Here is a 12,107-nt window from a genome sequence, read left to right on the forward strand (position 1 = left end):
CGATCACCCACACCGACTTCGCCTGCCAATGCGGCCAACCCGACTGTGACGGCGCCACCGGCGAGCCGCCCGCCAAGACCACCGTGGTCTACGTCGTCGCCGACGAGAAATCCGTCAACGCCGCCACCGCCGAGTCAGCGCCCAGTGAGACGGCGCCGCCGAGGAAGTCCGAGCCAAGTGAGCCGGCGCAGGCGCCCGCCCAGTGCTCAGCTCCGCCGCCGGCGTTCGTGTTGGGCGCCGGGGTGCTGCCGACCGCACTGCTGGGCGGCATCCTGGAACGCGCCCGGATCCGCGCAGTCCGCCACCCCGGCGGCGACACCGCAGCCGAGCGCCGCTACATCCCGTCTCTTTCGCTGGCCGACTTTGTGCGGTGCCGGGATTTGACGTGTCGGTTCCCCGGCTGCGATAAACCCGCCCAGGTCTGCGATTTGGACCACACCGTCGCCTACCCGGTCGGGCCGACCCACCCGTCAAACCTCAAGTGTATGTGCCGTTTTCACCACTTGCTGAAAACCTTCTGGAACGGCGCGACGGGCTGGCGGGACCGGCAACTTCCCGACGGCACTGTCATCTGGCTCTCGCCCACCGGGCACACCTATGTGACCCACCCGGGCAGTAAGCACCAGTTCCCAACACTGTGCCAACCCACCGCCACCATCTGGGACGGCGAGTCACCGGTTCTCGAATTGGCTCCCGATCGCGGTGTGATGATGCCCAAGCGTCGCAACACCCGCGCCCACAACAAAGTCAAAGCCATCACCGCCGAACGCAAACTCAACGACGCGTACGCCGCAGTCCGGCTCGCCGAACGCAATAAGCCGCCGCCCTTTTGAGGCGCGACGGCGAAAAGATGTTAGGCCAAACGATGTTGGCGGCTGCGCGCTAGGTCTGCTTCTTCTCCAATGCCTCAGTCCGCTTGCCCATCGATCGGCCGATCGCATCGGCCTCAGCGTCCATCTGCGAGAGCAGTTCGGGCAGTCCCTTTCGCATCTGGGTTTCGGCGGCGGATGTAGTCAGCAGCGGCCGTAGCCACCGCAGCACACCCACCCATCGAGGGCAGTAGATGCGTCGCTTGCGGCGTTCGATGCCATCGACGAATGCGCCCGCACACGCCTCTACGGAGGTGGTCTTGCCCATTGGACCGGGCAGCTTGCTCAGCGCGGTTCGAAAGCTTGCAAGGTCGGAATCGATGTCCTGGATCATCGGCGTGTCGATGAAACCCATGTGCGCCGAGCCGACGTCGACGCCGAGGTGGTCCACCTCAAGCGCCAGCGCGTTGGCAAAGTGCTCGACGCCCGCTTTCGACACACAGTACGAAGCTGCACCGGGCTGCGCGGCATAAGCGAACATCGACGACACGACCAACACGTAGCCGCGCCTCTCGATTACCGATGCCAAAGCAGCGCGGACCGTGTGAAACACGCCAAGCACGTTCACGTCGATCAATGTCTTGAAGGCGGCCGGTTGCACATTGAGGACAGTCCCGTACGTGGAGATACCCGCGTTGGCGATGACGACGTCGACGCCGCCGAATTGGCCGACCGCCCGACTGACCGCAGCCTGCATCGACGCGAGGTCACGAACATCGGCGACGAGCCTCAGCACACGGTCACCGTCGAGGTCACTCGGGACGTCCTGCAACGCCGTCTCGTCGAGATCGGTCAGCACTATTTTCGCGCCCTTGGCGTACAGCTGGCGAGCTACCTCGGCACCGATCCCCCGCGCTCCCCCCGTGATAAAGACGACCTTGCCCTTGACGGAACCCATGGCCGGAAACCTACCCGCGCGGCAGGCGCCTGTTCCCACAACGAAGTTAAGCCACCACCGTTCTAAGACGCGACGGCGAACAGGTGCCAGTCGCCGGGCACACCCTTCAACTCGTGTGCGCCGCGATCGTCGAATTGCAACCCCGACCCGATCACCAGGTCGTGCAGCGTGCTCGACACCAACACCTCGTTCGGTCCGGCCAACGAGCTGACCCGTGCGCCGATGTGCACGGCGATCCCGCCGATATCGTCGCCGCGAATTTCGCACTCGCCGGTGTGCAGTCCCGCGCGCACCTCGATGCCGAGCGCGGCCACCGCATCGCGAATCGCCATGGCGCAGCGGATCGCTCGCTGCGGCCCGTCGAACGTCGCCAGGAAGCCGTCACCCGACGTGTTCACCTCGCGACCCCGAAAACGCGCCAGCTGCGCTCGGACGACAGCGTCGTGCGCATCCAGCAGCGCATGCCAGTCACGGTCACCGATCTCCGCCGCCCGGCGCGTCGAACCGACGATGTCGGTGAACATCACCGTCGCAAGAACGCGATCGTCAGCCACTTCCGCCTGGTGGCCGGTGAGAAACTCGGCGATCTCCTGGAACGACTCGCGCCACGGCTCGACGCAGTGGTACCCGTTACGGCCCGGCAGCTCGACGTACTTCGCGCCCGGCACTTCGTCTGCCACCAGTTTCCCTTGCGCGGGCGTGATGAGCGGATCATCGGCGTGTTGGAGGACAAGGGTTGGCACGCCAATTGTCGGGAGCACCGCCCGCACGTCCATCGCCGCCGTCAGACGCAGCATGAGGGCGACGGTCCCTGGGCTCGCCGCAAGGCGCTCCATACGAGCCCACGTCATTCGAACTTCGTCGTTCCACGGCATATCCGGATTCATTACGCGTTGTAATTCCCCAGTGCCCCACATGGCGATCAATGCGGCGTGCAGTCCCTCAAGGTCGGGAATGCTCGATGGATCCGCGTTGCCCTCGAGCACGACCAACGCGGTTGTGCGGGAGGGATGCGTCGCTGCGAACAGCGCCGCTGCGGGGAGCGCGCCGGTAATAGCGATGAGCACCGCTTCGCGGCTCTGTAGATCGTCGAGCACCGCGGTGATGCTGTCGGCCCATTGCTCCAAGGTCGGCAACGCGCCAGGTGAGACAGGGTCGGAGGCTCCCGTGCCCGGTTGGTCGAAGAAGATCAGTCGCCCAAGTGTGGTCATCGCGTCGACCCACCCCTGAAGTGACGGTAGTTCGGGGGCGAGCTCACAGTTTGTGAACCAGTTCGGCACAAACACGATGTCACGCGGACCTTCGCGGGAAGCGCGATAGGCGACGCGCAAGTCCCCGTTCATCGCATAGCGCATCTCCGAGAACATCGCCGAAGTCTAAGTCGTGGGCACTTCCACCACCGCCAAAAGCCATCACGGCCGGACGTCCTATCCGGCACTGTGTGCCGGGAGAGATGACCGGTCGGGGCGGTCTGTGTCAGCCCGCCGCGCAGTTTCACGATGGAGGTTGCGTATGCCGACGCGAACCGCACGGTGCGCTTGCGGCCGGGTCGAAGCCACGGTGAAAGGCGAGCCGCTGCTCGTCTACGTGTGCCACTGCGATTTCTGCCAACGGAGATCGGGAAACGTGTTCATTGCTTCGGCGCAGTTCCCTGAGGAACAAATCGGGTCGATCACGGGCGAGACGCGATGCTACAACGGCCTCGAAATCGACGGCGTCGGTGCCGTCGGCATGCCGGGAGGAATCAACTACCGCTTCTGCGCGGTGTGCGGCTCCAGCATTTACATGGACGCGATCTTCCCGCACACCGGCGGTCGCGTCTTCACCATTGCGCTCGGCAGCTTCGTCGAGACGGTATTCCCGCCGCCGACAACCGAATTCTTCACCAAATTCCGGCACCCGTGGATCCCGCCGATTCCCGACGCCGTGCAGCTCTACGATCCGCTGGATGGTTCGCTCACCGTCGAGTCCGGTTTGCAGGGTGGGTCGATCGGGCCGTCATCGAGCGACGAGACACCGTCCTAAGTCGCGACGGCGAACAGGTGCCAGTCGCCGGGCACACCCTTCAACTTGTGTAAGCCGCGGTCGTCGAATTGCAACCCCGACCCGATCACCAGGTCGTGCAGCGTGCTCGACACCCACACCTCGTTCGGTCCGGCCAACGAGCTGACCCGTGCGCCGATGTGCACGGCGATCCCGCCGATATCGTCGCCGCGAATTTCGCATTCGCCGGTGTGCAGTCCCGCGCGCACCTCGATGCCGAGCGCGGCCACCGCGTCGCGAATCGCCATGGCGCAGCGGATCGCTCGCTGCGGCCCGTCGAACGTCGCCAGGAAGCCGTCACCCGACGTGTTCACCTCGCGACCCCGAAATCGAACTAGCTGCGCTCGGACGACAGCGTCGTGCGCATCAAGCAACGCATGCCAGTCCCGGTCACCGATCTCCGCCGCCCGGCGCGTCGAACCGACGATGTCGGTGAACAACACCGTGGCCAACACCCGGTCTTCGGCCACGTCGGCGTGATGGCCGGTGAGAAACTCAGCGACCTCACGGAACGACGCGCGCCACGGCTCAACGATGTGGTACATGTTCCGCCCGGGCAGCTCAGAGTATTTCGCGCCCGGTATGCGATCGGCGATGTAGCGGCCCTGTGCGGGCGGGATGTATTCGTCGTCGCTGTGGTGCAGGACGAGGGTGGGCACGCGGATCGTCGGCAGCACCGCCCGGACATCCTGCTTGGCGAATAGTGGCCCCATAAGCGCGACCGTTCGCGGGCTCGAAGTCAAGCGTTCGAGACGGGCCCATGATGCCCGGATTTCCTCGTTCCACGGCATGTCCGGATTCGTCGCATGCAGGGTCTCGCCCGTGCCCCACGTGGCGAGGGCGGCAGCGGTGCCTTCCTCGAGGTTCGCTCCTCCGATTGTCTCGGCAAGCGGATCCGCGTAGCACTCGAGTGCGACCAGAGCTGTCGTACGTGAAGGGTGTGTCGCTGCGAAGAGCGCCGCGGGCGCGAAGGCGCCGTCGATCGCAAGTATGACGGCCTCGCGACTCCCGACGTGGTCGAGCACGGCGGTGATGCTGTCGGCCCACTGCTCCATGTTCGGCATCTCGTCCGCCGTAACGGGATCGGACGCTCCAGTGCCCGGCTGGTCGAAGAAGATCAGTCGGCCGAGCGTCGTCATCGCCTCGACCCAGCCGTGTATCGACGGCAACTCCGGAAAAACCTCGCAGTTCGTGATCCAGTTCGAAACGAACACGATGTCACGGGGACCCTCCGGCGACGTGCGGTAGGCCACGCCTAAATCCCCGTTCAGCGCATAGCGCGTCTCCGAGAACATTGCCGAAGTGTAGGCCGATGAGCGGGCCGAATTCCGGTGTCATCGCAGTACCCAACCGGTAGCGTCACCTGGCGAGGGGAGACAAGATGAAGCGCAGCATCATCGGAGGAATAGGGACCCTGCTGATGACCGCAGGGCTGATCACCTCAGCACCGCCGGCGAGCGCCGGCTGCCTGTACGGCGGGCCCTATATCAGCAAGTGCGATGGAGCCGTCCAACCCGACGGCACGTGGCAACGTTGTGTGGCAGTTCCCCGCTATATCCCGAACGGCCTCAGTTCCTACCTGGTGCCCGAAAAGCACTGCGATCTGATGGGCTCGGGACAGCAATTTGCGGATCCCGCCTTCGCCGACCCGCCAACTCACCTCGACGACTAGAGGATCACCGGCGCCACAGCTGCCAGGCTCGCCACGCACATCGACGGACCATGCGGAACCGCCGAACCGGAGCGACGATAGACGGCGGCGGCTGCCCACACCGAAGTCAGCAGCGGAGCGACGATCGCGGCCAGCGCCCACACGTCCAATCCGTAGGCGCCCGTCAGGCCACCGACACCCACCGCCAGCTTCACATCACCGGCACCCATCGAAGCAGGCGACACCAGGTGGACGACGAGGTAAACGCCGGCCAGCCCGATCGCACCCATCAATGCCGGCACACCGCGGCCCATCGCCGCGGCCACCGCGAGAATCGCCAGCGCGCCCGGCACCGTCAACCAATTGGGTAATCGCCGTTCGCGGATGTCGTACACGGTCAGCGTGACAAGCCATGCCGACACGCACGCGGCGGCAACCCCCAGCCCCATGTAACGAGGTTAATCGCCCGTAAGCGCCGCTCTCATCGCCTCTTTCGGCGCAGGCAGACCGGTGAACCGCTCAACCTGCGCGTAGGCCTGGTGTAGCAACATCTGCAGGCCGCTGATCACTCGGCCGCCTTCCGCCTCGACCGCCGCAGCAAGCGGCGTCGGCCACGGGTCGTATATGGCGTCGAGCAGTACCGGTGTGGACGACAGCACCGCTGCGTACCGTGCGGCCGCTTCAGCGGGAACGGTGTTCACCACCGCATCAGCTGATGCGACTACCTGCGCCACGTCGGCTCCGTTGATGTCACACCAGCTGGCGTCGACACCCACCCTGCCTGCGAGATCGACCACCGCGGCGACCTTCTCACGGTCGCGTGCCACCACCGTGATGCGTTGCACGCCGAGTTCGACCAGCCCGACCACGACGGCCGGCGCCGTTCCGCCGGAACCGACGACGATCGCGTGGCCCGACGCCTCACCCAGCGCACCCATCACCCCGTCGACGTCCGTATTGTCGGCGCGCCAACCGGTCGACGTCCGCACCAGGGTGTTGGCCGCACCGACCAGCTCCGCTCGCATGGTGCGCTCGTCGGCGAATGTCAATGCGGCGAACTTATTGGGCATCGTCACCGATGCGCCGACCCACTCAGGGCCGAAACCTTCTACGACGACCGGTAATTCGCCCGCCGTGCACTCGATGCGGTCGTAGGTCCAACCGTTCAGCCCCAGGGCGCGGTAGGCCGCCAGGTGCAACTGGGGCGAGCGCGAGTGCGCAATCGGCGAACCGAGCACAGCCGCCTTGCGTGCGTCAGCGGGCGCTGTCGAGGACACCGTTGCGCTTCGCGAGCTCGATGTTCGCCAGGTGCTGTGGGTAGTCCCGGGTGAAAAGCGTCGTGCCCTGCAGGTCGACGGTGACAAAGTACAACCAGTCGCCGTCCGCCGGACGTTCAGCGGCGGCAAGCGCCTCTGCCCCCGGTGAGCAGATCGGGGTCGCAGGAAGTCCTTCGCGCACATAGGTATTCCACGGCGTCGCCTTCCCACGGTCGGCGTCGGTGGTGGCAACCTCCTGGCGATCCAATGAGTAGTTCACCGTGGAGTCGAACTCGAGCCTGCGGTGATCCGGTGCGACCAAGCGGTTGTAGATGACCCGAGCCACCTTGTTGAAGTCCTGGGGTTTGGATTCCCGCTGCACCAACGACGCCACCGTCAGGATCTGGTAGGGCGTCATGCTCAGTGACTTGGCGGTGTCCAACAAACCGCCCTGCGCGTATTGATAGGCGCTGGTACCGATGAGGGTGGACAAGATGTCCTTCGGCGAAGCCGAGGGGTCGACATTCCATGAGCCCGGGGAGATCAGGCCTTCGAGCCTGCGATGGTCATCGCCCATCGCCTGCACCGATTTGGTCGCCCAGTCCGGCACGGACAACTCCGCAAGCGAAGCGCTGCCCGCCGCGTCCCGAAGATCGTCCACGGACACACAGTGACGGGCGCCGTCAAGGTCCACACAGGTGGCGTTCGAGATCAACTGGAAGATGCCATCGGTGACATCGTTGGTCTTGACATCCTGGATGTCGTCGAGCTGGCGACCTTCGGGGATGACGAGCTTGCCCACCCGGTTCTGCGCATCCGCAAGCCGCGCAACGGCATCCGCCGCCGGTATCTCTGTGCGCACCTTGTAGAAGCCGGGCTGGATGGCCTGAATGGCGGCGTTGTCCTGGGCGGCATTGACGAATGCTTTCGACGTCGCGACCACCTCGCGGTCTTCGAGCGTCTTGCCGATGGTCGTCGTGGAGTCGCCATCGTGGACCTGGATGACGATGTCCGTCTTGCCCTCGCCCGAGTAGTCAGAACCTCCGCCGAACACGCTGTGCCACAGCCGCGAACCGAGGAAGACCGCTCCGATCACGATCACGACGAAGACACAGAGCGTGACCGCGCGCACCATCCGGCGCCTGCGGCGGCGGCGAGCTTCACGCATCCGGTCCGCGCGGCTGAGTCGACGCCGCGGCGGCCCGACCGCCACCGGCTGTGGGCGTTCGCGATCCCACGCGTCAGGCATTGCCGACCTCGTTGAGCATGGCCCGCCGCTGATCCAGCCAGCTCTGCAGTATTCCGACGGCCGCGGCCTGGTCGATCATCGCCTTCTGTCCCCTCGCCCGAACGCCGGCTTCGCGCAGCGAGCGCTGCGCCGTCACAGTGGTCAACCGCTCGTCAGCCATCCGCACCGGGGTCGGCGCGACGCGTCGTCCCAGATCCTCGGCGAGGTCGATGGCGTCCTGCGCGGACGGACCGGTTCGGTCGGCGAGCGTACGCGGCAGTCCGACCACCACCTCAACGGCCTCCAATTCGCCGATGAGCTGGGTGAGCCGTCGCAGGTGACGATCGGTCTTGTCGCGGCGGACGGTTTCCACCGGTGTGGCAAGGATGCCATCGGGATCGCTCACCGCGACACCGATGCGAACGCTTCCCACATCCACGCCTACCCGACGACCCCGACCGGGATCGTCGCCTCCGGGCCGATCCGGCAGCCGGTGTTCTGGGTTGGCCACTTGGCTAGCTCCGGCCTATCTCCGCGCGGAGGGCGGCCAGTGCCGCGTCGATGCCTGCGGCCCCCTTGCCGGAGCCCTGCGCCATGTCGGCCTTGCCGCCGCCGCGGCCGTTCACTGCCGCACCCAGCCCCTTGACCAGGTCGTTGGCCTTAAACCCGAGATCCTGGGCGGCCGGGTTGACGGCTACTACGAACGGGACGCTGTCGTCCTCCCCCTCGGCGATCAACGCGACGACCGCGGGCTCGGAGCCGACCTTGCCGCGGATATCGCCGACGAGGCTGCGCAGATCCGAGGCCGACGTTCCGCCGGCCATCCGCTGCGCCACGACGCGGACTTTACCGATCTGCTCGGCGCCCGCCGCGGCGTTCACAGCAGCCGCCCGCGCATTGGCCAGCCGCATCCGGTCGAGTTCCTTCTCCGCGGTCTTCAGCCGGTCCACCAGCTGGGCGACCCGCACCGGAACCTCGTCCGAAGGGACCTTCAGCGACGACGCAAGCCCCGCCATCAGCGCGCGTTCTTTGGCGAGGTGGCGGAACGAGTCAAGTCCGACATAGGCCTCGACCCGCCGCACACCGGATCCGACGGACGACTCGCCGAGAATGGTGACCGGCCCGATCTGCGCCGAATTGCGAACGTGCGTGCCGCCGCACAGTTCAAGCGAGAACGGGCCGCCGATCTCGACCACCCGCACCTCATCGGGGTAGGCCTCGCCGAACAGCGCCATCGCGCCCATCGACTTGGCCTTCTCCAGGTCGGTGCTGAAGCTGTGCACCTCGTAATCGGCTTCGACGGCCTCGTTGGTGACCTCTTCGATCTGGGTTCGTTGTTCCTCGTTCAGCGGGCCCTGCCAGTTGAAGTCGAATCGCAGATATCCCGGTCGGTTCAGCGAACCTGCCTGAACGGCGTTGGGCCCCAATATCTGTCGCAAGGCGGCGTGCACCATGTGTGTGCCGGAGTGCCCCTGGGTTGCGCCGTGACGCCAGCGCGGGTCGACGGCGGCGACGACCGTGTCGCCCTCGACGAACTCTCCGGACTCGACGTTGATGCGGTGCGCCCACAGCGTCTTGGCGATCTTCTGCACATCGCTGACGGCTGCTTTCGCGGTCGCGGACGCCGCGGTTCCGGTGATGCTGCCTTCGTCGGCGATCTGGCCACCGGACTCTGCGTAGAACGGCGTGCGATCCAGTATCAGCTCGACGCGACCGGCCTGCTGACCGTCATGCGCCACGACCGGGACCCGCTTGCCGTCGACGAAAATACCGAGAATTCGTGCCTCGGTTGATAACTCGTCGAAACCGGTGAACTCGGTCGGACCAGTGTCGACCAACTCGCGGTACGCGGACAGGTCGGTGTGGGCCTGCTTGCGGGCGGCCGCGTCGGCCTTGGCGCGCTGCCGCTGCTCGGCCATCAGGCCGCGGAAGCCTTCCTCGTCGACGCTGAGACCGGCTTCGGCAGCCATTTCCAGGGTCAGCTCGAGCGGGAAGCCGTAGGTGTCGTGCAGTGTGAACGCGTCGGTTCCCGACAGCACGGAGGTACCGGACTTCTTCGTCGCACTGGCCGCCTCGTCGAAGAGCCGCGACCCCGACGCCAGCGTTCGGTTGAACGCCGTCTCTTCTGCTACCGCGATGCGCTGGATCCGGTCGAAATCGTTGACCAACTCCGGATATGACGGTCCCATCGCATCACGCACGGTGGCCATGATGTCTCCGACGACAGGGTCGTTGATTCCCAGCAGCTTCGCCGACCTGATCACGCGCCGAAGCAGGCGGCGCAGCACATAACCACGACCATCGTTGCCGGGGCTGACGCCGTCGGCGATGATGATCGCCGCGGTGCGGCTGTGGTCGGCGATGATCCGGTAGCGGACATCGTCTTCGTGGCTGCCCATGCCGTAGCGACGAGGGGCGATGCCTGCGACGAGGTCGATCACCGGGCGCAGCAGGTCGGTCTCGTAGACGTTGTCGACATCCTGCAGCAGGCAGGCGACGCGCTCGATGCCCATACCGGTGTCGATGTTCTTGCGCGGCAGCGCGCCGAGGATCTCGAAGTTGTCCTTCGACGTTCCCTCGCCGCGCTCGTTCTGCATGAAGACGAGATTCCAGATCTCGATGTAGCGGTCCTCGTTGGCTTCTGGGCCACCCTCGGCGCCGTACTCCGGGCCGCGGTCGTAGTAGATCTCCGAAGACGGACCACACGGACCGGGGATGCCCATCGACCAGTAGTTGTCGGCCATACCGCGGCGCTGGATCCGCTCTACGGGTATGCCGGTGACCTCCAGCCAGAGGTCGGCGGCCTCGTCGTCATCGAGATAGACCGTCGCCCAAAGCCTTTCGGGATCGAAGCCGTAGCCACCCTGGTCGACGGGGTTGGTCAGCAGTGACCAGGCCAGCTCGATGGCGCCTTTCTTGAAGTAGTCGCCGAAGGAGAAGTTGCCCGCCATCTGGAAGAACGTGTTGTGCCGGGTGGTGATGCCGACTTCCTCGATGTCGGGCGTGCGGATGCATTTCTGGATGCTGGTCGCGCGGTTCCACGGGGCGGCCCGCTGTCCGAGGAAGTAGGGGACGAACTGAACCATCCCCGCATTGACGAACAGCAGGTTGGGGTCGTCGAGGATCACAGAAGCGCTGGGCACCTCTGTGTGGCCTGCGTTCACGAAGTGATCGAGGAATCGCTTCCTGATCTCGTGTGTCTGCACCTGTCGTCCTCTTTGTTCTCGGCCTCGTCTGCTCAACCCGACCGCACTACAGTACCGGGCTGGTTTGTCGCACTCTCACTAGCCGTTTATGAAGCTCAAGCGCACTGAGCGGCGCGGATTGTCCCTGTTCAGGTCAACGAGGACGACACTCTGCCAGGTTCCCAAGAGGGGTTCTCCATCCTGCACCGGAACCGTCACCGACGGGGCGACGAGGGCGGGCAGGACGTGGTCGGCGCCGTGGCCCGGCGAGCCGTGCTCGTGCCGATAACGATCGTCGCGCGGAAGCAGGCTTTCGAGCGTGTCGACGAGGTCGTCGTCGGATCCGGCGCCCGTCTCTATGATCGCAACTCCCGCGGTCGCATGCGGCACGAAGACACTGCAGAGGCCGTCCTTATGCGCAGCGCAGAACTCGCGAACCTTGTCGGTGAGATCGACGATCCGTCGTCGCGACGAGTCGACCTCCAATACCTGTGTGTCCATGTAGTCGAGCCTACGATTCGCGGCCCCGCCAGCCTCGATTGACGCGGGCGTTTATTTGGTGGACGGCGAGGGTATCTGTCTTGCACCCCACTACGGCTCCTTGGAGGACAAATGACCATTACCGGCATCATCACCGCAATATTGATCGGCATCGTGGTCGGTGTGCTCGGCCGCCTGCTGGTGCCCGGCAAGCAGCCGATCGGCATGCTCGTCACCATTCTGATCGGCATCGTCGGAGCCTTCCTCGGCACGGCAATTGCCCGCGCACTGGGAATCCCGACCGTGACCAACGGCATCGACTGGCTAGAGCTGCTGGTGCAGGTCATCGTCGCGGCAATCGGCGTGGCCCTCGTCTCGTCGATGATGGGACGCAGGCGTACAGGCGCCATGGGCGGCGGGCGCAGGCGCTCGAGCTTGTTCCGCTGACAAACCCAAGGTGAAGCGTGCCCGGCGGCATCCCCTGGCCGTCGGGCACG

At 65.5% G+C, this 12,107-nt stretch carries 13 protein-coding genes; 4 read left to right on the forward strand and 9 right to left on the reverse strand.

Translation table 11 applies throughout. The features are described from left to right. Positions 1 to 833, forward strand: an 833-nt coding sequence (locus QOJ24_RS20725) for an HNH endonuclease signature motif containing protein (RefSeq protein ID WP_526264648.1), incomplete at its 5' end; no start/stop codon positions are given. A 49-nt stretch (positions 834 to 882) separates the two neighbouring features. Here the strand turns inward: QOJ24_RS20725 and QOJ24_RS20730 are convergent. Beyond that, positions 883 to 1,767: an SDR family NAD(P)-dependent oxidoreductase gene (locus QOJ24_RS20730; RefSeq protein ID WP_526264650.1), complete on the reverse strand. Its 885-nt coding sequence runs from the start codon at positions 1,765 to 1,767 to the stop codon at positions 883 to 885. A gap of 62 nt (positions 1,768 to 1,829) precedes the next feature. Further along, positions 1,830 to 3,134, reverse strand: coding sequence for an adenylate/guanylate cyclase domain-containing protein (locus tag QOJ24_RS20735; RefSeq protein WP_526264652.1), 1,305 nt, complete (start codon positions 3,132 to 3,134; stop codon positions 1,830 to 1,832). Between the two features lie 145 nt (positions 3,135 to 3,279). On the opposite strand from QOJ24_RS20735, the gene QOJ24_RS20740 reads away from it, so the two are divergent. Continuing rightward, positions 3,280 to 3,792, forward strand: a complete 513-nt coding sequence (locus QOJ24_RS20740; RefSeq protein ID WP_526264654.1) for a GFA family protein — start codon at positions 3,280 to 3,282, stop codon at positions 3,790 to 3,792. On the opposite strand, the gene QOJ24_RS20745 is transcribed toward QOJ24_RS20740, so the two are convergent. Beyond that, positions 3,789 to 5,105: an adenylate/guanylate cyclase domain-containing protein gene (locus QOJ24_RS20745; protein ID WP_526264656.1), complete on the reverse strand. Its 1,317-nt coding sequence runs from the start codon at positions 5,103 to 5,105 to the stop codon at positions 3,789 to 3,791. The genes QOJ24_RS20740 and QOJ24_RS20745 overlap by 4 nt on opposite strands. Before the next feature lie 86 nt (positions 5,106 to 5,191). Between QOJ24_RS20745 and QOJ24_RS20750 the strand changes: the two genes are divergently transcribed. Continuing rightward, entirely contained in the window at positions 5,192 to 5,482 is a 291-nt protein-coding gene (locus tag QOJ24_RS20750; RefSeq protein ID WP_526264658.1) for a CDGP domain-containing protein, read from the forward strand. On the opposite strand, the gene QOJ24_RS20755 is transcribed toward QOJ24_RS20750, so the two are convergent. The 6 genes from QOJ24_RS20755 to QOJ24_RS20780 all read right to left on the reverse strand — a co-directional run bounded on the left by QOJ24_RS20755 (position 5,479) and on the right by QOJ24_RS20780 (position 11,631). Further along, the gene (locus QOJ24_RS20755) at positions 5,479 to 5,910 is read right to left on the reverse strand and encodes a prepilin peptidase (protein WP_526264660.1); all 432 of its coding nucleotides are present in this window, start codon (positions 5,908 to 5,910) and stop codon (positions 5,479 to 5,481) included. The genes QOJ24_RS20750 and QOJ24_RS20755 overlap by 4 nt on opposite strands. A 9-nt stretch (positions 5,911 to 5,919) precedes the next feature. After that, positions 5,920 to 6,738 (reverse strand): shikimate dehydrogenase, encoded by an 819-nt coding sequence (locus tag QOJ24_RS20760; protein WP_526264662.1) that lies wholly within the window; start codon positions 6,736 to 6,738, stop codon positions 5,920 to 5,922. Then, positions 6,716 to 7,966 (reverse strand): endolytic transglycosylase MltG, encoded by a 1,251-nt coding sequence (gene mltG / locus QOJ24_RS20765; protein ID WP_526264664.1) that lies wholly within the window; start codon positions 7,964 to 7,966, stop codon positions 6,716 to 6,718. The genes QOJ24_RS20760 and mltG overlap by 23 nt, the downstream gene beginning before the upstream one ends. Next, entirely contained in the window at positions 7,959 to 8,456 is a 498-nt protein-coding gene (ruvX, locus tag QOJ24_RS20770) for a Holliday junction resolvase RuvX (protein ID WP_526264666.1), read from the reverse strand. Before ruvX ends, mltG begins: the two co-directional genes overlap by 8 nt. A 4-nt stretch (positions 8,457 to 8,460) precedes the next feature. After that, on the reverse strand, positions 8,461 to 11,151 hold the full coding sequence (alaS, locus tag QOJ24_RS20775) for an alanine--tRNA ligase (RefSeq protein WP_526264668.1): 2,691 nt from the start codon (positions 11,149 to 11,151) through the stop codon (positions 8,461 to 8,463). Between the two features lie 78 nt (positions 11,152 to 11,229). Continuing rightward, positions 11,230 to 11,631, reverse strand: coding sequence for a secondary thiamine-phosphate synthase enzyme YjbQ (locus QOJ24_RS20780; RefSeq protein ID WP_526264670.1), 402 nt, complete (start codon positions 11,629 to 11,631; stop codon positions 11,230 to 11,232). 111 nt (positions 11,632 to 11,742) lie between these two features. Between QOJ24_RS20780 and QOJ24_RS20785 the strand changes: the two genes are divergently transcribed. Continuing rightward, on the forward strand, positions 11,743 to 12,057 hold the full coding sequence (locus QOJ24_RS20785; RefSeq protein WP_526264672.1) for a GlsB/YeaQ/YmgE family stress response membrane protein: 315 nt from the start codon (positions 11,743 to 11,745) through the stop codon (positions 12,055 to 12,057). Positions 12,058 to 12,107 lie beyond the last annotated feature (50 nt).

The organism is Mycobacterium sp. (assembly GCF_032159775.1).
Lineage (GTDB): Bacteria > Actinomycetota > Actinomycetes > Mycobacteriales > Mycobacteriaceae > Mycobacterium.